The sequence below is a fragment of the Naumannella huperziae genome, assembly GCF_054073625.1.
The window spans coordinates 2,496,651-2,517,974 of the sequence record NZ_JBSXPH010000001.1 but is presented as its reverse complement, the minus strand read 5'-3'; the positions used below and the strand labels follow the sequence as shown (position 1 = coordinate 2,517,974).

The window sequence follows — 21,324 nt, the reverse complement described above, 5'->3', positions numbered from 1 at the left end:
CGGTTCAACCAGGCGTTCGACGAGTACACGTTGTCGGTCATGCTGTACACGTGGACAACACCCCGCTCGGCGTCGCGATCGGTGCCGTCGCGGCCTCGCTCGATCCGGACAACGCCGGCGTGGCGACGGTATCGGTGGTGTTGAACACCGCGATCTCGCCGTTCGTGATCATGGCCGTCGACCGGGCGGCGCGAGGCGCGTCGGCGCGCGGGGTCGGAGCGCGGCACTGATGCGGGTGGTCACCTGGAACGCGTTGTGGCGCGATCGCGACCGGCGCCTCGATGCGCTGTGCCGTTGCCTGGCAGCCGTCCGGCCCGATGTGGTGTTGTTGCAGGAGACCTCACCTGACCATGCCGCCGCCGTGGCGCGGCGACTCGACCTGGCGGCGATCGCCGTGCCGCCGAAGGACCGGATCGAGCCGATGCCCGGCACCGACACGATCTCGGTGCCGGCCATCCTCGCCCGGCGTCTCGACCGGAAGAAGTCGATCAAGCTCACCGGGGGTGGACCGGCGTGCTGGCTGATCACCGCCGCCGTGCCCGGGCCGGACGGCGGGGCGGTGCGGATCGGCTCGGTGCATCTCGCCGCGACCCGCGCGGCCGGCCGGATGACCCTTGACCCGGACTACCTGGCCGCCGCCCGCGGCGAGCTCGGCCACGAGGCGATCCGCGAGCCCGGCCTGCGGGAGTCGGTCGCCACCCGATTGCAGCAACTCGCGACGGTGCGCGCCGAGTTCACCGAGCAGCAGCCGTGGCTGCTGGCTGGCGACTGCAACTTCGTCCCCGCCGGGATCGAGCACCGCCACCTGCTGCGCAGCGGCGCCGTCGATGCCTGGGAGGAGGGACCACGCCCCGGCAGCCGCTGCACCATCGTGGCCGCAAACCCGCTGGTGGCCGAGACCGCGGCCGACTATCCCGACCTCCCGCCGGGATTGCCGACGCTGGACTACACCCTCGACTTTCAGTTCCACTCAGGCCACGGTGCCGCGCTGGCCGGCTGGACGATTGGCGTACCCGCACCCGGACTGGACTGGCCGAGTGATCATCTTGGGCTGGCGGTGGACTACGCCTGGAGGCCCCGACGGCGGTGAACTCATCGCCGCGGCGCACGTCGCGGGAGCGTCGAAGGCAACGATGAGTCGGCGCCGACCGGCACACGCTGCGAGTGTAGGAGCGAAATCTCGGCCGGTGAGTCCGGTCCGGCCGGTACGCTGGAGCAGTCATGAGCGGATCGGTGCAGGAGCAGGGGCCCGTCCTCGCCCCCGATCCCGAACTACCGGTCAGTGCCCGCGCCGACGACATCGCCGCGGCGCTGCGCGAGCACCAGGTCGTCGTCGTGGCCGGCGAGACCGGCTCGGGCAAGACGACCCAGTTGCCGAAGATCTGTCTCGCCGCCGGCCGCCGCAGCATCGCGCACACCCAGCCGCGGCGGATCGCGGCGCGCACCGTTGCCGAGCGGATCGCCGAGGAGACCCGGACCGAGCTGGGCGACCTGGTCGGCTACCAGGTGCGGTTCACCCGCCGCGCCGGGCGCGACACCCGGCTCAAGATCATGACCGACGGGGTGCTGCTGGCCGAGATCGGCCGGGACCGCGACCTGCGCCGCTACGACACGATCATCATCGACGAGGCCCACGAGCGCAGCCTGAACATCGACTTCCTGCTCGGCTACCTCAAGCAGCTCATCGCGCGGCGCCCCGAGCTGCGGGTGATCATCACCTCGGCCACGATCGACACGGACCGGTTCAGCCGGCACTTCGACGACGCGCCGGTGATCGAGGTGTCCGGGCGTACCCATCCGGTCGACATCCGCTACCGACCCGATGACGGTGCCGAGGAGGGGCAGGCCGATCCGATCGGCGCGATCACCGCCGCGGTCGACGAGCTGATCGCCGAGGGCCCGGGCGACATCTTGATCTTCCTCTCCGGCGAGCGCGAGATCCGCGACACCGCCGACGCGCTGGCCGCTGCGAAGCTGCCGGACACCGAGGTGCTGCCGCTGTACGCCCGGCTGTCCGCGGCCGAGCAGCACCGCGTCTTCCGCCCGCACCGGGGGCGGCGGATCGTGCTCGCCACCAACGTCGCCGAGACCTCGCTGACGGTTCCCGGGATCAGGTACGTGATCGACCCCGGCACCGCCCGGATCTCGCGCTACTCGGCCCGGACCAAGGTGCAGCGGCTGCCGATCGAGCCGATCTCGCAGGCCTCGGCCAACCAGCGCGCCGGACGCGCCGGCCGGACCAGCCCCGGCATCGCGATCCGGCTCTACGGCGAGGATGACTTCGCGGCCCGCCCGGAGTTCACCGAGCCCGAGATGCTGCGTACCAACCTCGCCTCGGTGATCTTGCAGATGGCCGCGGCCGGGTTGGGCGAGATCCGCGACTTCCCGTTCGTCGAGGCGCCCGACGCGGCGGCGATCGGCGACGGTCTCCGGCTGCTGCACGAGCTGGGCGCGCTGCGCGGCAAGCCGGGCAAGGGCCCGGTGCGCCTGTCGCGGATCGGGCAGCAGTTGGCGCGGATGCCGATCGACCCGCGGCTCGGCCGGATGCTGATCGCCGCGGCCGAGCAGGGCGCGCTGGCCGAGGTGTTGATCATCGTCGCCGGCCTGTCCATCCAGGACCCGCGCGAGCGCCCGGCCGAGCATCGCGAGCGGGCCGACGAGCTGCACCGCCGGTTCTGGGCCCCGGTCGAGCCGGGTCCCGCGGCCGGCGCGCCGGGCGAGGACACCGAGCGCAGCGACTTCCTCGCCTGGCTGAATCTGTGGAACTACCTCACCGAACGCCAGCGATCGCTGTCGGGCAACGCGTTCCGGAGGATGTGTCGCGACGAGTTCCTGCACTTCCTGCGGATCCGGGAGTGGCAGGACCTGCACGGCCAGTTGCGCGGCATCGCCCGCGACCTCGACCTCGCGACGAATGCCGCGCCCGCCCCGCCGGACCGGGTGCACCTCGCGCTGCTGTCCGGGCTGTTGTCCAATGTCGGGCTGGCCGACCTGCGCGAGCCCACCCGCCGCTCCGGCGACCGGGGTCGGCGCCGGCCGGGTCCGCGGGAATACCTGGGCACGCGGGGCTCCCGGTTCGCGATCAACCCGGGCTCGGCCCTGGCCCGGACGCCGCCCGAGCTGGTGATGGCCGCCGAACTGGTCGAGACCGGCCGGCTGTGGGCGCGCACGGTCGCGCCGATCACCGCCGACCAGGTCGAGGAGGCCGGCGGGCATCTGCTCACCCGCACCTGGTCCGAGCCGCACTTCTCCGCCCGCTCCGGCGCCGTGCTCGCGCGCGAGCGCGTCACCCTGCTCGGCGTACCCATCCGCAACGACAAGATGATCAACTACGGCCGGATCGATCCCGCAGCGGCCCGGGAGATCTTCATCCGGTCCGGCCTCGTGGCGGGCGAGCTGCGTACCCAGCACGGCTTCCTGGCGCACAACCGGGTGATCCGCGAGCAGGCGGAGGAGGTGGGTACGCGGTTGCGCCGGCCCGGGCTGGTCGACGACCAGACGCTGTTCGATCTCTACGACGCCCGGCTGGGCCCCGAGGTCACCTCCGTCGGGCATCTCGATGCCTGGCTGCGCCGCCAGCCAGCGGCGGTGCTGGACTTCAGCGTCGACGACCTGATCGGCGACGCCGACCCCGACGCCGGCGCATTTCCGGCGCACTGGCGGATCGCCGACCTCGAGCTGGACGTCCGCTATGTCTACGAGCCCGGTGCGGGCCACGACGGGGTCCTGGTCGATGTCGATCTTGCTGTCCTGCATCGCCTCTCGCCGGCGCCGTTCTCCTGGCAGGTGCCGGGCCTGCGCGTCGAGCTGGCGACCGCGATGATCAAGAGCCTGCCGAAGCCGCTGCGGACCAGCTTCGTTCCCGCGCCGGAGTACGGCGGCCGGGCGCTCGCCGAGATCGCCGGGCTCGGGATCGACCCCGAACGGGTCCCGTTCGCCGACGCGCTGGCCCGCGCCCTGACCCGCCTCGCCGCGCCGGTCGACCCGTCCGACTTCGACCCGACGAGGTTGCCGACCCATCTGGTACCCACGTTCGTCATCCGCGGCGACGATGGCGCCGAGCTCGACTCCGGCCCCGACCTGGCCGCGCTGCAGCGCCGGCTCACCGTGGCCGCCGCGGATTCGTTGACCGCGGCCGTCGTCACCGAGCGGCCACTCGCCAGCGGGCAGACGCAATGGTCCTTCGGTGAGATCCCCACCGAGACCGCGACGGGGCCCGCCGTCGGCCATCCCGGTCTGACCGACGAGGGGGCGGCGGTCGGGATGCGGATCTTCCCCGAACGCGGCCCGGCCGAGGCCAGCCACCGGCGCGGCATCGCCCGGCTGCTCGTCCTGACCACGCCCAATCCGGCGAACTGGGTGATCGGGCGGCTCGGCAATGCCGACAAGCTGGCGCTGACGGCCGCGCCGTACCCGGGCCTGGCCGACCTGGTCGCCGACGCGCGACTGCGCGCCGTCGCCGATCTTGCCGCGCGGGTCGGCGATCCGGCCGCGGTCCGCGACGAGGCAGCCTTCGCCGCGTTGCGCGAGGCGGTACGCGCCGAGGCCGCCGAGGAGACCCGCCGCGTGGTGGCCATCGCCGCCGAGACCGTCCGTGCCCACGGTGAGGTGCTTGCCGCGCTCGGCGAGCGGCCCGCGGGGGACGCCGCCGCTGAGGACGTGCGCGAGCAGGTCCGCAACCTGATCTTCGACGGCTTCCTGGCCGCGACCCCGCAACCGTGGCTCGGGCAACTGCCGCGCTATCTGCGCGCCGCCGCGCGTCGGCTGGCGGCGCTGCCGGGCTCGGCCGCCAGGGACGAACGGGCCGCGGCGGAGATCTGGCCGCTGGAGGACGCCTACGCCGAGCTGGTGGACGCACAGCCCGAGGGCCCGCTGTCCGACGAGGTGGCCGAGATCGGCTGGCTGTTGGAGGAGTTGCGGGTCAGCCTGTTCGCCCAGAGCCTCGGCACCCGCGTACCCGTGTCCGCGAAGCGAGTACGCTCGGCGATCGCCCGCGCCGCCCACCGGTAGGGTTGCCGACATGTTGGACCCGCGGCAGCTCTACGACCTCGCAGAACCCGCCTACGCGACATTCATGGAGCGCAATGCCGGCCGCGAGCTCGTGCTGTTGCACTTTCTCGACGGGTTCGTGGACGCCGGCCAGGTGGGCCACACGCTGGGCCAGCAGGTGCTCGAGCACAGCGAGCACGAACCGCTGGCGCACTTCGACGTCGACCAGCTCCACGACTATCGCAGCCGGCGGCCCGTGATGACCTTCGACACCGATCACTGGGAGTCGCTGCGCCCGTTCGAGCTCCGCCTGGACCGGGTCGTCGACCGTGCCGGGACCGAGTTCTTGTTGCTGACCGGGCCCGAGCCCGATGTGCAGTGGGAGCGGGTCAGCGCCGCCGTGACCGGGTTGGCGGGCGAGCTGGGGGTGGGGCTGGCCGCGACGGCGTACGGCATCCCGCTCGGCGTACCGCACACCCGCCCGACGACCATCACCGGCCACTCGACGCACGGCAACCTGGAACAGGACAATGCCTTGTGGCTCGGCCGGATCGAGGTCCCGGGCAGCCTCGGCGGTGTGCTGGAGATGCGGCTCGGCGAGGCGGGGGTACGCGCGGTCGGGCTCGCCACCCACATTCCGCACTACCTGGCCGCCGCCCCGTTCGGGCAGGCAGTGCTCGCGGCGCATCGTCGGCTGGTCGACCTGACCGGCCTCGACCTGCCCGACGACGGCCTCGCGGAGGCCGCCGAGCAGAATCTCGCCGAGATCAACACCGAGATGGCGGCCTCGGCCGAGGTGCAGCAGGTGGTCGCGGGGCTGGAGGAGCACTACGACAACAGCGGGGTCACCCAGGCCGTGCCGTCGGCCGACGAGATCGGGGCCGAACTGGAGCGCTTCCTCGCCGACCGCGACAAGCGCGAGGGTCGCTGAATGCCGACCAACATGGCCGAGCTCGCCCAACTGCTCGACCTGGAGGAGATCGAGGTCGGGCTGTTCCGCGGCGCGCAGCCGCGCACCGAGCGGCAGCGGGCGTTCGGCGGGCAGGTGCTCGCGCAGGCGCTGATGGCCGCCTCCCGCACGGTGCCGCAGGAGCGGCTGATGCATTCGCTGCACGCCTATTTCCTGCGGCCCGGGCGCACCACGACGCCGATCATCTACGACGTCGAGGCGACCCGCGACGGCGGCTCGTTCAGCTCGCGCCGGGTGCTCGCCCGACAGAACGGCGCGGTGATCTTCACGATGTCGGGCTCGTTCCACCTGCCCGAGCCGGGGCTGGAGCATGCCGATGTGATGCCCGCCGATGTCCCCGCGCCGGAGGACTGTCCGCACCTGGCCGAGGTCCAGCAGCGGCTGACCGGCCGGTCGCCGCTGACCTGGCAGTCCGAGTTCGGGGTGCTGGATTTCCGGCTGGCCGGCTCGACCCAGCCCGGGGGAGGGATCGACGACCCCGAGCATCCGGCACGGGCACGGGTGTGGATGAAGGTCAACGAGCCGTTGCCGGCGGCAGCCGCCGGGCGGGAGGCGGTGTGGAACCAGGCCATCCTGGCCTACGCCTCCGACCTGACCCTGCTGGCCGCGGCCCTGGTGCCGCACGGGGCCACCCGCGAGGGACTGCAGATGGCATCGCTGGACCACTCCATGTGGTTCCATCGACCGTTCAGCGTCGAGGACTGGTTGCTCTACGACCAGGCCTCGCCCTCGGCGAGCGGTGCCGTCGGCCTGTCCACCGGGCGGATCTTCCAGTCCGGGGCGCTCGTCGCCTCGGTCGCCCAGGAGGGGCTGATCCGGCCGAAGGGCCGTGAGGCCGGCGCGCCCGCGCGGGGCTGAGACCGCCCGCGGCTCAGCGGTCGGCGCGATGCACGGCCAGGTCCTCGCGGCCGGGCGCGAGCTCTGGGCGCAGCACCCGATCGCCGTCGTAGTCGGCGAGCATCCGCCGATAGGGGATCGGGGCCTCGTCGGTTACGCCGGCGAGGCGTTTGCGTACCTTCGCCTCGGCGTCGTCGGCGCCCGCCCACACCGGCGTGTCCACGCCGAGGACCGTCAGCGGCTCCAGTGGGGCCGTGCCGGTGTAGAAGAAGATGCCGTGGGTGATCGGGAACAGCAGCTCGTCGATGCCGCCGTTGACCCCGCGGCGGGCAAAGGATGTCTCGCGGTCGCCGGCCGAGGTGATCACCAGGCCGCGCTTGCCGGCCAGGCCGCCGTCGCCGTACTTGCGGGTCCGCCCGGCCGCGTCGTCCAGCCCGAACGCGAAGCCCTGGGTGTAGACCCGGTCGACCCAGCCCTTGAGGATCGCCGGCATCCCGAACCACCACAGGGGAAACATGAAGACGATCAGCTCCGCGCCTCGCAGCAGCTCCTGGTGCCTGGCGATCGTCGGGTCGAGGGTGCCCGCGGCGATGGCCTGCGCGGCGTGGGTGCCCACCGGGCCGGTGATCGCCGACAGCCCGTAGTCGCCGGGTCGGACCACCGGGTCCCAGTCGATCGCGGCCAGGTCGATCACGTCGACATCGTGGCCGGCCGAGACGAGCTCGTCCTCGGCGGCCGCGAGCAGCCGGGCAGTCAGCGAGGTGGGCGAGGGCGGCGCGGCGACGATCAGGGTCTGCATGTCCTCGACGCTAGCCAGCGCGTATCAGCTTCGGAAGTACGGTCTTTTCTGTCACTATGGTGCGCAATCGAAAGTATTGGACGGTGCGTCGTGCGGGATGCGGTACGCCGGGCGGCGGAGATCTGCCCGATCGAGGTCGGCGTGGCGGTCGCCGGCGGCGACTGGAAGCTGACCGCCGTGTCGAAGCTGAGCGACGGTCCGCTGCGCTTCGGCGAGCTGCAGCGCTCGATCGGCCCCGTGTCGGCGAAGACGCTGACCCGCCAGCTCCGGGCGCTGGAGGCGGACGGCGTGATCACCCGGACCGTGCACCCGGAGGTGCCTCCGCGGGTGGAGTACGCCCTGACCGATGCCGGCCGCGACCTGGCCCGGGTGGCCGATGCGGTCGGGGAGTGGGGTCGGCGTTACCTGGCCGACCCCCGAACGCACTGACGCGCCGGTCGGGGACCGGCGCGTCAGTGAGGCGGGCCTGCTCAGGCGGCGAGGTCGCCCTTGCGGAGCTTGGCGATCGCGTGCCGCTCGATCTGGCGTACCCGCTCGGCGGTGATGCCCCAGATCGCGCCGATGTCGGCGAGCTTGGCCTGCCGGCCGTCCACCAGGCCGTAGCGGCGGCGGACCACGTCGGCCGAACGCTCGTCGAGGCTGTCCAACATCGCCTCCAGCCGGGCGGACTCCTCGGCGTTCAGCACCATCTCGTCCGGGCCCGGCATGGGCTCGCGGGCGATCAGGTCGCCGAGCGCGGTGTCGCCGTCCTCCTCGACGGGGGCGTCGAGCGAGACGTGGTCGCGGCCGTAGCGGATCAGATCCACCACTCGGCCGGGCTCCACGTCCATCTCCGCGGCGATCTCGTCCAGCTCCGGCTCCCGCCCGAGCTTGCGCTCCAGGTTCCGGCGTACCGCGTTCACCTGGTTGACCTGCTCGGCGACGTGCACCGGCAGCCGGACGATCCGGCCCTGCTGGGCGATGCCGCGGCTGATCGACTGCTTGACCCACCAGGTGGCGTAGGTGGAGAACTTGAAGCCCTTGGCGTAGTCGAACTTCTCCACCGCGCGGATCAGGCCGGTGTTGCCCTCCTGCACCAGGTCGAGCAGCGGCATCTGCGAGCGGCCGTACTTGCGGGCCACGGAGACGACGAGCCGCAGGTTCGCGCTGATGAAGCGCTGCTGGGCACGCTCGCCCTCCTCGGCGAGCTGCTCCAGCTCCTCGCGGCTGACGCGGCGCGCCCGGCCGGCGGCCTCGCGCCGGTCGGCGGGGGTCACGGTGCCGTCCAGCAGCTTCCGTGCGTACAGACCCACCTCGATCGCCCGGGCCAGCTCGACCTCTTCCGCGGCGGTCAGCAGCGGGGTCTTCGCGATGCCGTCCAGGTAGAGACCGACCGCGTCCTTCCCGTCGATGCCGTCGTTCGCTCGCTGGCGCGGTGCTGTGGTGATGGCCATCGGTTCCCTTTCGTTCGGGTTCACCACTCACAACGCCCGAACGGGGCCGAAGGATTCCCGAATCTCCCTGACCCGACCCTGAGAGGACCGCGGTGGCACGCGCCACCGCGCCGCCCAGACCGTGGTCCGACGCGCGCTCAGGCGCGCAGCGCGCGCAGCGTCAGGATCTGCTCCGCCCGCCCCCAGGCGCCGCGCTCGTCGAACAGCGTCGTACTGGTCAGGCCCACCCCGGTCTCGCCCCAGACCACGTCGACGACCAGGCCGAGCCAGCCGCCGATCGGCTGCCGGTACAGGTGGACGGTGAGATCGGTGTTCGGATAGAGCCACTCCCGCGGGTCGCGCCGCGGCGCGACCCCGTTGGCGGTGTCGATCAGCCCGGCCAGTCGGGCCAGATCGCTCACCGGGCCGCGGTCGCGCAGCGCCACGTCGGTGCCCAGCCAGACCTCGCCGTGCCCGGGCTCGGGCGGGCGTACCGGCCGGACCCGGAGGGAGTCGATGTAACCGCCGCCCCAGTCGGTGGCCAGCGGGGTCGACGGCAACAGGTCCGGGGTCGGCGGTGGCGGCGGCGCACCGCCGGCCACCGCGGAGGTGTCGGAGGCGACCAGGCGCCAACCGGTGGCGCGGAGGAAGGCGCGGCCGCCCGCGCTGGCCTCGGCCTGGACGAGTTCGATGGTGCGGCCGGGCCGCAGGGTGCGGACCTCGATCGTGAACTCGGCCAACGGGATCTTGCCCAGGATGTCGAAGGAGACGCGCGCGAGCTGCAGGTCGGTCCGCGACTCGTGGTCGAGCAGTTCCTGGACCAGCAGGCCGCCGATCGGTGCCATGTGCTGTTCGTCGCGGGCCCACGCGCCCTCGGTGTGCGCGGTCGGGGCGTACCGCCCGTCGCCGAGACTGCGGAAATACGGGTCTGCGGGAATCGCCGCCGGCTGCTGCACGGCGCCAGCCTGCCGGATGCGAGCGCCGGCTGGGCACGGGGGTCGTCCCACGGAGCGGACGCCGTCCACGCCGTGGCCATTGTCTGGTGAGCTTGTAGACAAGACGGACTTACTTCGGTTTCTCGGAAGGCCCTGACCATGCGCAATCTGATCGTTCTCGCCGTCGTCGGCTTCATCGCCCAGCTCGTCGACGGCTCGCTGGGCATGGCCTACGGCGTCACGTCCTCGACCCTGCTGCTCGCGGTCGGCCTCGCCCCGGCCGCGGCGTCCGCGGCCGTGCACTTCTCCGAGATCGGCACCTCGCTGGTCTCGGGCATCTCCCACTTCAAGCTGGGCAATGTCGACTGGCGGGTCGTCGGCACGATGGCGGTGCCCGGCGGCATCGCGGCCTTCATCGGCGCGACCTTCCTGTCCTCGATCGACGGCGATGTCGCCAAGCCCTGGGTGGCGGTGCTGCTGCTCGCGCTCGGGGCGTACGTGATCTTCCGGTTCCTGCGTCTCGGCGGTCGGCGGCCGACCTTCCGCGGGCGCCCCCGCACCGCGCTGCTGGTGCCGCTGGCCGGGGTCGCGGGCCTGCTGGACGCCCTGGGCGGCGGCGGCTGGGGTCCGGTCGGTACGCCCACGCTGCTGGCCTCGGGGCGGCTGGAGCCGCGCAAGGTGATCGGCTCGATCGACACCTCCGAGTTCGTCGTCGCTGTCGGCGGATCGCTCGGCTTCCTGTTCGCCCTCGGCAGCCAGGGCATCGACTTCCGGATCGCGCTGGCGCTGCTGGTCGGCGGGGTGCTCGCCGCCCCGGTCGCGGCCTGGCTCGCCAAGCGGCTGCCGGGTCGGGTGCTGGCCGTCGCCGCCGGTGGCCTGATCATCGTGACGAATACCAACACCCTGCTGGGCGCGTTCGACGTCTCGGGCGCGATCCGGGCGACGGTGCTGATCGTGCTGGCGGTCGTCTGGGTCAGCCTGATCGTCTGGGCGGTACGCCAGGAGCGGGCCTCCCGGCGTACCGATCCGGACCTGACGGAGGCCGCCGCCTGAGTCGCTGCGCGCCGATCCGCGTCGCGGATGCCAGACTGGCCCCGTGCGGATCACAGCGAAATCGGACTACGGCGTCCGGGCGATGATCGAGATCGCCCGCCGCGATGCCGACGGTCCGATCAACGCCGAGGAGATCGGCACCGCCCAGGACATCCCGCGCGGGTTCTTGCTGGCGATCCTGGCCGACCTGCGCCGGGCGGGCGTGCTGCTCTCGCTCCGCGGACCGTCCGGCGGCTGGCGGCTGGCCCGTCCCGCCGCCGAGATCAGTGTCGCCGAGGTGATCCGCAGCATCGACGGGCCGCTGGTCAGCGTGCACGGGCTGCGGCCGGAGGCCGTCGACTACAACGAGACCGCAACCCCGCTGCAACTCGTCTGGATCGCCGCCCGGTCCAGCCTGCGCGACGTCTTGGAGAACGTGTCCGTCGGCGACCTGGCCGCCGGGGAGCTTCCCGCGCCGATCGCCGGCCGAACCGTGGACGAGGACGCCTGGCAACCACGCTGAGGGCGCCCGATCAGAACTCGAAGTCGCTGTCGCGGAACTCGCCCGCGGGGCGGTCCTCGCCGCTCGCCTGAGCGGCCGTGCGCAGCTCGACCCGACGGATCTTGCCGCTGATCGTCTTGGGCAGCTCGCCGAACTCCAGCCGGCGGATCCGCTTGTAGGGCGCGAGGTGCTCGCGCGCATAACCGAGGATGTCGCGGGCGGTCTCGGCGCTCGGCTCGTGCCCGGCCGCGAGCACCACATGGGCCTTCGGCACGGCGAGCCGCGTCGGGTCGGGTGCGGGGACGACGGCGGCCTCGGCGACGGCCGGGTGTTCGATCAGCACCGACTCCAGTTCGAACGGGCTGATCCGGTAGTCACTGGCCTTGAAGACGTCGTCGGCCCGCCCGACATAGGTCAGATAGCCGTCGGCGTCGATCGAGACCACGTCGCCGGTGTGGTAGACCCCGCCCGCGAAGGCATCGGCGTTCAGCTCGTCGCTGGAGGCGTCGGCGGTGTCGCGGTAGCCGGTCATCAGCGGCAGCGGTCGCGGGTCCAGGCGCAGACACAGCTCGCCCTCGTCGGTGCGCTCCTGTCCGGTCGCCGGGTCGATCAGCACCACGTCGAAGCCGGGCAGCGGCCGCCCCATCGAGCCCTCGCGCAATGGCTGACCGGGCGGGTTGGCGACCTGGGCCGTGGTCTCGGTCTGCCCGTAGCCGTCGCGAATCGTCAGGCCCCACGCCCGGCGGACGTGCTCGATCACCTCGGGGTTCAGCGGCTCGCCGGCGCTGAGCAGTTCGCGAAGCCCGGTGGCGGTGGGATCGATCCGGCCCAGGTCGGCCTGGACCAGCATCCGCCACACGGTCGGCGGCGCGCAGAAGGTGTTCACGCCGGTGCGGGTGATCACGTCGAGCAGCTTGCCGGGGTCGAATCGCGCGTAGTCGAAGATCAGCACGGTCGCTCCCGCCAGCCACGGCGCGAAGACATTCGACCAGGCGTGCTTGGCCCAGCCGGGGGAGGAGATGTTCAGGTGCACATCGCCCGGCTGCAGGCCCAGCCAGTACATGGTGGTCAGGTGGCCGATCGGGTAGGAGGTCGCGGTGTGTTCGACCAGCTTGGGCCGGGCCGTGGTGCCCGAGGTGAAGTAGAGCAGGAGTTGATCATCGCCGCGACGGGCGGGTGGCTCGGGCGCGGAACCCGGATCGCGGGTGGAGGACTCGGCGAGATCGCGCCAGCCCTCGGGCACGCTCTCCCCGTCGGCCGCCACCGCGACCCGCACCGGATCGCCGGGCAGGTCGGCGAACTTCGCCGCGTCGGAGGCATGCGCGATGATCAGCTTCGCCCGGCCGCGATCGACCCGGTCGGCGAGGTCGGCAGGGGAGAGCTGCGGGGTGGCGGGGATGATCACCGCACCGAGTCGCATCGCGCCGAGCATCACCTCCCACAGCGGAACCGTGTTGCCGAGCACCAGCAACAGCCGGTCGCCCGCCGCGAGTCCGAGCTCGGCCAGATAGGCGGCTGCACTCCGGGAGCGCTCGGCCAGTTCGGCGAAGGTCAACCTGTGGTCGCGCTCCCCGTCGGTGATCCACAGCGCCACCTGGTCCGGACGCTCCTCGGCCAGCCCGTCGAACCAGTCGGTGGCGAAGTTGTAGCGCTCGGGCCGGGGCCATGCGAAGCCCGCGCGGGCGGAGTCGGCATCCTCGCGGTTGGCCAGGAGGAAGTCGCGGGCGGCGCGGACATCGGGATGCAGGGGCATCGGTGCTCCTTCGCTCGGGGCGCGGTGCGGTCATCGTAACCGGGCGGGCGAGCCCGAGGGCGATCAGGAAAGCCGGCCCGGTCCGATCGCTGCCACCGGCTGGGCGGCGGGTACGCCGGAGCCGTCGCGGCGGCCCTCGGCGGCGGGCAGCTCCACGGGCGAGCCGCCGGAGGTGGTGGCCAGGGCGGGAGCCGGGCCGGCCCAGGCGAGCAACAGCCGGTCCTCCCCGCGCAGGAACCGGTGGCAGCGCACGCCGCCGGTGGCGCGGCCCTTCCCCGGGTACTCCGCGAACGGTGTGACCTTGACCGTGCCCGCATCGGTTCCCGGCAGCGCGTCGGCCGCGCCGGCGATGCTGACCAGCACCGCGTCGTCACCGGACACCGCACCGAACCAGATCGCCCGCGCGCCAGCCCCGAGCTTGATCCCGGCGACCCCGCCGCCAGCCCGACCCTGCGGGCGGACCAGCGAGGCCGGGTAGTGCAGCAACTGGCCGTCGGAGGAGACGAAGACCAGCTCGGCGTCGGGGTCGGTGACCTGCACCGCACCCACCAGCTCGTCGCCGTCGGCGAGCCGGATGATCTCCCAGGCGTCCTTGTTCACCGCCTCGGGCAGCACACGCTTGACCACCCCGCCGGCGGTGCCCACGGCCAGCCCGGGGCCGTCCGGGTCCAGCGTCGTCAGCGCCAGTGCGCGCTCGCCCGCCTCCAGCATGATCAGCTCCGCCAGCGGCGCACCGCCCTGCAGATTCGGGGCGCCCGCCACATCGGCCAGGGTGGGCAGGTCGATCGCATTCATCCGCAGCAGCCGGCCGGCGCTGGTGATCACGCCGAGATCCGCACGGGCGGTTGTGGTGATCATGGAGGTGATCACGTCGTGTGCCGCCCGCGTCTCGGTCTGCCCGAGCGGCTCCGCATTCGTCGTCCGGGCGATCAGCCCGGTTCCTGACAACAACACGTGGCAGGGGTCGTCGGCAATCTCCAGTGGCGCGGCGGACGCGGTCGGTCGGGCGCCGGAGGAGGCCAGCAGGACGGTACGCCGAGGCGTACCGAATCGCTTCGCGACCTCGGCGAGTTCGTCGCCGACCACACCACGCAGTCGGTCGTCGTTGTCGATGATCTCGCCCAGCTCGGCGATGGTCGCGCGCAGCTCGTCGCGCTCGGACTCCAGCTCGATCCGGCTGTACCGGGTCAGTCGACGCAACTGCATGTCGAGGATGTGGTTGGCCTGGGTCTCGGTCAGCTCGAAGACCTCGATCAGTCGCCCGCGCGCCGCGGCCGCGTCGTCGGCGCCGCGGATGATCGCGATCACGTCGTCGATGTCGAGGATCGCGATCAGCAGGCCCTCGACCAGGTGCAGCCGGTCCAGCGCTTTGTCCCGGGCGAACCGGGTCCTGCGCAGCACCACGTCGAGGCGGTGGTCCAGGAAGATCTGCAACAGCTCCCGCAGGCTCAGCGTCCGCGGCTGCCCGTCGACCAGCGCCACGTTGTTGATCGAGAACGAGTCCTCGAGCTTCGTCCGGGCATAGAGCTGATCGAGCAGCGCGTCGGGATTGAAGCCGTTCTTCACCTCGATCACCAGGCGGGTCGGATTCTCCAGATCTCCGAGGTCCTTCACATCGGCGATGCCCTGCAGCTTCTTCGACTGCACCAGCGCCTTGATCTGTTCGATGATCTTCTCCGCGCCCACCCCGTAGGGCAGCTCGTTGATCACGATCCCCTTGCGGCGCGGGGAGGTCTGCTCGATCCGGGCGCTGGCCCGGATCCGGAAGCTGCCGCGGCCCGTGGCATAGGCGTCGGCGATCCCGTCCAGCCCGATGATCTTGCCGCCGGACGGCAGATCGGGGCCGGGCACGAACCGCATCAGCGTGTCGAGCTGGGCATTCGGGTGCTTCAGCAGGTGCCGCAACGCCTGCACCACCTCGACCAGATTGTGCGGCGGCATGTTGGTCGCCATCCCGACGGCGATCCCGGCGGCGCCGTTCACCAGCAGATTCGGGATCGCGGCGGGCAGCACGACCGGCTCGGAGTCCTTGCCGTCGTAGTTCGGCCGGAAGTCGACGGTGTCCTGGTCGAGCTCGGCCGTCATCGCCTGCGCGGAGGTGGCCATCCGGCACTCGGTGTAGCGCATGGCGGCGGGGCCGGCGTCGGGGGAGCCGAAGTTGCCGTGCGGGTCCACCAGCGGCAGCCGCATCACCCACGGCTGGGCGATCCGGACCAGCGCGTCATAGATCGCGACATCGCTGTGCGGGTGGAGCTTGCCCATCACCTCGCCCACGACGCGGGCGCACTTGACGTGCCCGCGGTCCGGGCGCAGGCCCATCTCGTCCATCGAGTACAGGATCCGTCGCTGCACCGGCTTCAACCCGTCGCGCGCATCCGGCAGGGCCCGCGCATAGATCACCGAGTAGGCGTACTCGAGGAAGCTCGTCTGCATCTCCGAGGAGACGTCGACATCGAGGATCCGTTCGGTGAAGTCGTCCTCCACGGTCGGCGTCTTCTTCCGGGCCATCGGCGCGGGTGCTCCTTCCTCAGCTTCGGTACGCCCTGCGGGCGAACCAAGCGATTCTCTCGCGCGCGGGCGGGCTGACCCCGGACCGTGCCGCGCGTGTCGCGGCCGATCAGGCGTGCTCGGCGACCCGCGCCCCGAGGGCGCGGCCGAGCGCGGCCCCGTCCGGCCCGCGCACCTCCGGCGTGTCACCCGCGACCGGCGGATCCTCCAGGCCGACCGGGGTGCCGTGGGCGAGCACCTGCTCGCCCGGCGTCAACTGGCGGATCGCGATCGCGCGCACCCGGTCGGGATTGGCCTGGGCGAAGCCGCCGTAGATGCTCGGGTCGTGCTGCCCGTCGTCGCCGACCAGCAGCCAGGCGACATTGGGGAACTCCTCGGCGAGCCGGGCGAGCATTCGTTCCTTGTGCTCGCGACCGCTGCGGAACCAGCCGGTGTTGGTCGGCCCCCAGTCGGTGAGCAGCAACGGCCCGAGCGGGAACCGATGGTGCTTGAGGAAACGGACCAGGGTCGGCGCCACATTCCAAGCGCCGGTGGACAGATAGAAGATCGGCGAGCCCGGATGGTCGGCCAGCAGGCGACGGTAGAGCTCGGCCATCCCCGGCACCGACTGCCGGGCGGTCTCGTGCAGCACGAAGGTGTTCCACGCCGCGAGCAGGGGGCGCGGGAGCGAGGTCGAGATCACCGTGTCGTCGATGTCGCTGACGATCCCGAAGTCGTCGGTCGGGTCGATGATCAACAGCGGGACCTCGACCTCGTCGCCGCCGGTCGGGCGGATCATCGCCCGGTGCCAGCCGGGGGTCAGGCCGCGGTGGGCCAGGCGCACGTCGACGAACCCGCCGCGGCCGGAACGCCCCTGCCAGGTGGTGTCGCCGATGCGTACCTCGATCGGGGCGAACTCGGCCGGGGCGGTGATGAAGTTGCGCCACCCGCGGCGGTTCAGCAGCGCCTCGGCAAGCTGACCGTGCTTGCGCGGATCGGGGCTGAGCACCACCCGGCACAGGATCCGGACGAAGTCGGGGCTGCCGTAGCTGATGTAGCCGATCACCCGCTCCCGCCAGCCGAGGTTGCGGACGAGCCGGCCAACCAGGCGCGTCAGAGCGTCCTCGATCCGGGCCGCGAAGAACGGCCTGTTCGTCGACATGGCCCCGACCCTACTCAATTGCGCCCTGTGCACTTGCCCGGACCCGGAGCCCGACCGGCTCCTGCCGCGGTGATCCCCGCGGTGATCATCGGGCCTCGTCGGCGCGGACCAGCGCGAAGTGCCCATCGCCGCGGGTGGACTCCGACACGTTCCACACGTCGGGGCCCTTGGCGTGGTCGCTGGCATAGCGCAGCATGAACTCGGTCGGCCGCGGCTGCTGGTCGAGGTCGAGCCAGCGGTAGTTGAACTCCAGCAGCGCCCGCTCGACCGTGCCGGCGCCCGCCAGCCGCTCGCGGATGGTCTGCGCCGTGCGGCCGCGGTCGGAGAAGCGGTCATAGATCCGGCACTCGCAGAAGTAGCTGAGGGTGCCGATCTCGCCGGGCCCGCTCACCCCGGCGTCGCCGACCCGCTCGCCGACGGCGCGGCCGATCCGCGCGTACTCGGCCGCCGATGCCCAGTTGCCGGTGACCCGCGACGACGGCCACGGTACGCCCGGCCGAACGTCGATCGCGATGCCCGCCGCGGCGAGCACCGCGCACGCGCACAGGGCGGCCAGCGGCACCCGGACCGAGAGATCGTCGCTGCCGCGCGCCAGGGCGTACCACCGGCCGAGCAGCAGCACCGCCGCCATGGTCAGCCCGGTGATCGGCGCGACGTAGTACCACGAGTACGGGCCGACGCCGAGCAGCGAATACGCCACGTAGTAGCCGATCGCGCCGCAGCCCAGCGCCGCGAAGGCCGACGGTACGCCGAAGGAGTCCCAGCGCCGGGCGAACCGCACCCCGAACCACGCGAGCGTCAACGTGATGCCCAGCGCGGCGATCGCCACCGCGACCACGACCCGCACCGGATCGGAATGGAAGTGGCGGACCAGCCCGGTCGTGAAGGTCCACTCGCCGAACAGCCCGCGCTGGGCCTGCTTGATCACCAGCGTGTCGGGGATGAACGAACCGAGCGCGACCCAACTGTAGGCAAACCACGGCACGGTGACCGCGACCCCCACCGCCGCCGAGAGCCACAGCCGGCGCCGGATCGCGCCCGCCGCCACGGCGATCACCAGCACGAAGACGATCAGATCGAGCCGGACCAGCACCGCGAGGCCCGCGACGATGCCGTAGAGCACGGGGCGCCGCTCGACCGCCGCGACCACCAGCCAGGCGAGCGCCGTCGGGATCAGCAGCACCTCCAGGCCGAGCGAGGACACCACATAGGGATTGGTGGCCGCGCCGACCAGGCCGACCGCGCCGACCCAGCCGGGCATCCTCGCCGCGCGCACCAGCCGCGACCAGGCCCAGCCCAGCAGTGCGCCGGCCAGCACCGACTGGGCGCCGAGGGCCGCGACCGCGTGCGGCGCGCCGCTGAGCAGCGACGCCCGGGTCAGCGCGGCGAGGGTCAACACGTTCAGCGGCGAGGTGGCCGAGTTGGCCGTGATGCCGGGCACCAGGCCCCACTCGCCGCGCACCGCGAGGTTCCGCGCGTAGGACAGCGTGATGTAGATGTCGTCGCCGAGGCTGTCGCGGACGAGCCAGAACGCGGCGCCGCCGAGCACCGCGCCGAGCACGGGCAGCCACCAGCGCGACGGGTGGAGCCGGGTGAACACGGCGGGCAGCCTACGCGGCCGCAGTCGGGCGTGCGACAAGGTGAAGCGGCCGGCGACGCCGCGCGGGGATCTGCTGCCCCGGGGCGGCCAGCCCGTACGCTTGCGCCGTGACGACACCACGGCCGGAGCCAGCCGAGGGAGCGTATCCGCGCGAGTGGGAGGCCGATGTCCTGCTGTCGGACGGGGCCGTCGCCCATCTGCGCCCGATCACCCCGGCCGATGCCGGGTTGTTGGTGGAGTTCTATGCGCGGGTCTCGCCCGAGTCGAAGTACCTGCGGTTCTTCGCGCCGTATCCGGTGCTGTCGGAATCAGATGTGCAGCGGTTCACCACGGTCGACCACGTCGATCGCGTCGCGTTGATCATCACGGTGGCGAATCCGGACGGTACGCAGCGGATGCTTGCCGTCGGCCGGTTCGACCGGATCGGGCCGGACGAGGCCGAGGTGGCCTTTCTGGTCGAGGACTCCCAGCAGGGCCGCGGCATCGGGCAACTGTTGCTGGAACACCTGGCCGTTGCCGCGCGGCAGCGCGGGATCGGCCGGTTCGTCGCCGAGGTCCTGCCGCAGAACCGGCGGATGGCGCAGGTCTTCGCCGATGCGGGCTATCACGTGCACAAGGAGTTCGACGACGGCGTGATCATGGTCGAGTTCCCCATCCTCGCCACGGACACCGCGGTCGGGGTGATGGAGCGGCGCGAACACCGGGCCGAGGCGGCATCGGTACGCCGGTTGGTCAGCCCGGCCCGCCTCGCGCTGGTCGGCGTACCCGACCGGATCGCGCTGCTGGAGCGCCAGCTCGCCGGATCCGGATACACCGGCGAGGTGATCATGGTCGGCTCGGACCTGCCGGCGGCGGGCACGGTCACCCGCGCGGCATCGATGGCCGACATCGAAGGGGAGATCGATCTCGTCGTGGTCTGTGCGCCCGCGGCGAAGGTCCGGGCGCTGCTGCTCGATGCGGCGTACCACAAGGCCCACGGGGTGGTGGTGCTGACCGGCGGCGATCCCGACCCGCGGACCCGGCCGCGCGACTTCGCCGAGGACCTGGTCGGCATGGCCCGCTCCTACGGACTGCGGATGCTCGGTCCGGACGCGCTCGGCCTGATCAACACCGACCCCGCCGTCCGGATGAACGCGAGCCCCGCACCCGCCCCGCGGCCCGGCGCCATCGGGCTGCTCACCCAGTCCTCGCCGATCGCGGTCACCCTGCTCACCGCCGCCCACCGTGACGGCGTCGGCATCTCGACCTTCTTCAGCTCCGGCATCTATGCCGATGTCTCGGTCAACGACGTGATGCAGTACTGGCAGGACGACGACGACACGGCGGTCTGCGTGTTGTCGGTGGACCGGATCGGCAACCCGCGCAAGTTCTCCCGGATCGTGCGCCGGCTCGCCCGGCGCAAGCCGGTGGTGCTGTTCGCGCCGGGACGGTCCCAGCGGGCCAGTCACGAGGGCGCCCGCGGTGGCCTCGCCGCCGCTCCCTCGGAGGCGATCGATGCGCTGTTCCGACAGTCCGGAGTGATCGTCTCCGAGCGGCGCGACCAGATGCTCGCCGTCGCCCTGATCCTCGCCCGGCAGCCGCTCCCGCGCGGTGAGCGGGTACGCCTGATCAGCAACTCGCCCTCGCTGCTGCGGCACATGGGACGGTTCGCCGAGCGGTCGGGCCTGATCGCCGACGATCCGGTGCTGGTGCCGCGCGACACCACGCCGCAGGGTTATGTCGACGCGGCGGAACAGGCGCTGGGCGCCGAGGACAGCGATGCCGTGCTGGTCGCCACGGTCGATCCGTTCGGGGTGCTCGGCGGCGGGGTGCGAGAGGCCCTGGGCGGCCTGGCCGGGCGGACCGACAAGCCGCTGCTCGGCGTCTTCGTCGACTTCGACGAGAGCGTCCCCGCCGATGACCGGCCGGACGGCCGCGGACAACTGCCGGTGTTCAGCAGCTATGTCGACGCGCTCGCCGGGCTCGCGGCGGCCACGGCGTACGCCCGCTGGCGCGACCGCGACGCGGGCGCGGTGCCGCTGCTCGATCACGACGTGCCCGCCGCTCGCCGGGTCATCTCGGCGGTGCTGCGCGAGGCGCCCGACGGGCGCGAGTGCACCCCGGAGGAGGCGACCGCGATCCTGCGGGCCTATGGGATCAACCCGGTGCCGAGCTACCCGGTCTCCTCGCTCGCCGACGCCGACGAGCGCGCCCGCGACCTCGGCTGGAGCGTGGTGTTGAAGGCGTCCTCGCCCGCCGTCCGCGGGCAGCGCGACCTCGCCGCCGTCCATCGCAACATCGATGACCCCGACGAGATGGCCGAGGCCTGGCGCGACCTGGCGAAAGTCACCGCCCAGTTGGTCACCACCGACGCCGCCGAGGGCGCGCCGGACTGGACCGAGATCGCCCGGCCGGTCGTCCAGGCGATGATGCCCCCGGGCACCTCGCTGGTGCTGCGGAGCCGCGAGGATCCCTCGTTCGGGCCGATCATCTCGGTCGGCGTTGCGGGCATCGCCGAGGAGCTGCTCGGCGACACCAGCTATCGCGTACCGCCGCTGACCACCCAGGATGCGCGGGCGATGGTCCGCGACCTGCGGGCGGCGCCGGTGCTGTTCGGCCGGCACGGGGCGGCCGGCGTCGACGTCGCGGGGGTGGAGGACGTGCTGCACCGGTTGGCCCAGTTGGCCGCGGATCTGCCGCAGGTCGCGCAGTGCACCCTGAGCCCGGTGATCGCCTCGACCCACCAGGTCGCCGTCGCCGGCGCGCGGATCACCCTCGCGCCGACGGCCGACGAACGCGACGCCCGGTCCCGGCGCCTCGGCTGAGGCCCGGACCGGGGCGCGGCCAGTGACCGGGCGCCGAGCGTG

At 72.4% G+C, this 21,324-nt stretch carries 16 protein-coding genes; 9 read left to right on the top strand and 7 right to left on the bottom strand.

Annotation, left to right across the window (positions count from 1 at the left end; genetic code table 11):
* Positions 1 to 50 precede the first annotated feature (50 nt).
* From ACXDC7_RS11915 to ACXDC7_RS11895, 5 genes are all read left to right on the top strand, one after another.
* Positions 51 to 230, top strand: a complete 180-nt coding sequence (locus ACXDC7_RS11915) for a hypothetical protein (protein ID WP_179446185.1) — start codon at positions 51 to 53, stop codon at positions 228 to 230.
* Positions 230 to 1,090, top strand: coding sequence for an endonuclease/exonuclease/phosphatase family protein (locus tag ACXDC7_RS11910; protein WP_459222270.1), 861 nt, complete (start codon positions 230 to 232; stop codon positions 1,088 to 1,090). Before ACXDC7_RS11915 ends, ACXDC7_RS11910 begins: the two co-directional genes overlap by 1 nt.
* A 131-nt stretch (positions 1,091 to 1,221) precedes the next feature.
* Positions 1,222 to 5,010 (top strand): ATP-dependent RNA helicase HrpA, encoded by a 3,789-nt coding sequence (gene hrpA / locus ACXDC7_RS11905; RefSeq protein ID WP_459222269.1) that lies wholly within the window; start codon positions 1,222 to 1,224, stop codon positions 5,008 to 5,010.
* 10 nt (positions 5,011 to 5,020) lie between these two features.
* Positions 5,021 to 5,920, top strand: a complete 900-nt coding sequence (locus ACXDC7_RS11900) for a PAC2 family protein (protein ID WP_179446188.1) — start codon at positions 5,021 to 5,023, stop codon at positions 5,918 to 5,920.
* Positions 5,921 to 6,817 carry an acyl-CoA thioesterase gene (locus ACXDC7_RS11895; RefSeq protein ID WP_459222268.1) on the top strand — a complete coding sequence of 299 codons (897 nt, stop codon included), beginning with the start codon at positions 5,921 to 5,923 and terminating at the stop codon, positions 6,815 to 6,817. It abuts the gene before it with no gap.
* 13 nt (positions 6,818 to 6,830) lie between these two features.
* Here ACXDC7_RS11895 and ACXDC7_RS11890 read toward each other — a convergent pair whose 3' ends face one another.
* The gene (locus ACXDC7_RS11890) at positions 6,831 to 7,595 is read right to left on the bottom strand and encodes an NAD(P)H-dependent oxidoreductase (RefSeq protein WP_459222267.1); all 765 of its coding nucleotides are present in this window, start codon (positions 7,593 to 7,595) and stop codon (positions 6,831 to 6,833) included.
* A gap of 90 nt (positions 7,596 to 7,685) precedes the next feature.
* Here ACXDC7_RS11890 and ACXDC7_RS11885 point away from each other — a divergent pair, with 90 nt between their 5' ends.
* A complete protein-coding gene (locus tag ACXDC7_RS11885) occupies positions 7,686 to 8,024 on the top strand; it encodes a winged helix-turn-helix transcriptional regulator (RefSeq protein ID WP_459222266.1) in 339 nt (112 codons plus the stop codon).
* 41 nt (positions 8,025 to 8,065) lie between these two features.
* Here ACXDC7_RS11885 and ACXDC7_RS11880 read toward each other — a convergent pair whose 3' ends face one another.
* On the bottom strand, positions 8,066 to 9,022 hold the full coding sequence (locus ACXDC7_RS11880) for a sigma-70 family RNA polymerase sigma factor (protein ID WP_425487424.1): 957 nt from the start codon (positions 9,020 to 9,022) through the stop codon (positions 8,066 to 8,068).
* A 143-nt stretch (positions 9,023 to 9,165) separates the two neighbouring features.
* The gene (locus tag ACXDC7_RS11875; protein ID WP_459222265.1) at positions 9,166 to 9,963 is read right to left on the bottom strand and encodes a thioesterase family protein; all 798 of its coding nucleotides are present in this window, start codon (positions 9,961 to 9,963) and stop codon (positions 9,166 to 9,168) included.
* A gap of 138 nt (positions 9,964 to 10,101) precedes the next feature.
* Here ACXDC7_RS11875 and ACXDC7_RS11870 point away from each other — a divergent pair, with 138 nt between their 5' ends.
* Together ACXDC7_RS11870 and ACXDC7_RS11865 are read left to right on the top strand one after the other, a co-directional pair.
* Complete coding sequence (locus ACXDC7_RS11870; RefSeq protein ID WP_179446193.1) at positions 10,102 to 10,995, top strand: sulfite exporter TauE/SafE family protein; 894 nt, start codon at positions 10,102 to 10,104, stop codon at positions 10,993 to 10,995.
* 43 nt (positions 10,996 to 11,038) lie between these two features.
* Positions 11,039 to 11,497, top strand: coding sequence for an Rrf2 family transcriptional regulator (locus ACXDC7_RS11865; RefSeq protein WP_179446194.1), 459 nt, complete (start codon positions 11,039 to 11,041; stop codon positions 11,495 to 11,497).
* 10 nt (positions 11,498 to 11,507) lie between these two features.
* Here ACXDC7_RS11865 and ACXDC7_RS11860 read toward each other — a convergent pair whose 3' ends face one another.
* The 4 genes from ACXDC7_RS11860 to ACXDC7_RS11845 all read right to left on the bottom strand — a co-directional run bounded on the left by ACXDC7_RS11860 (position 11,508) and on the right by ACXDC7_RS11845 (position 18,478).
* The gene (locus ACXDC7_RS11860) at positions 11,508 to 13,229 is read right to left on the bottom strand and encodes an AMP-binding protein (RefSeq protein ID WP_459222264.1); all 1,722 of its coding nucleotides are present in this window, start codon (positions 13,227 to 13,229) and stop codon (positions 11,508 to 11,510) included.
* A 63-nt stretch (positions 13,230 to 13,292) separates the two neighbouring features.
* Positions 13,293 to 15,737, bottom strand: coding sequence for a DNA gyrase/topoisomerase IV subunit A (locus ACXDC7_RS11855; RefSeq protein WP_459222263.1), 2,445 nt, complete (start codon positions 15,735 to 15,737; stop codon positions 13,293 to 13,295).
* Between the two features lie 109 nt (positions 15,738 to 15,846).
* Positions 15,847 to 16,878, bottom strand: coding sequence for an App1 family protein (locus tag ACXDC7_RS11850; RefSeq protein WP_459222262.1), 1,032 nt, complete (start codon positions 16,876 to 16,878; stop codon positions 15,847 to 15,849).
* Positions 16,879 to 16,963: 85 nt separating this feature from the next.
* Positions 16,964 to 18,478, bottom strand: a complete 1,515-nt coding sequence (locus ACXDC7_RS11845) for a hypothetical protein (RefSeq protein ID WP_459222261.1) — start codon at positions 18,476 to 18,478, stop codon at positions 16,964 to 16,966.
* A gap of 107 nt (positions 18,479 to 18,585) precedes the next feature.
* Between ACXDC7_RS11845 and ACXDC7_RS11840 the strand changes: the two genes are divergently transcribed.
* On the top strand, positions 18,586 to 21,282 hold the full coding sequence (locus ACXDC7_RS11840; protein WP_459222260.1) for a GNAT family N-acetyltransferase: 2,697 nt from the start codon (positions 18,586 to 18,588) through the stop codon (positions 21,280 to 21,282).
* Positions 21,283 to 21,324: the final 42 nt, after the last annotated feature.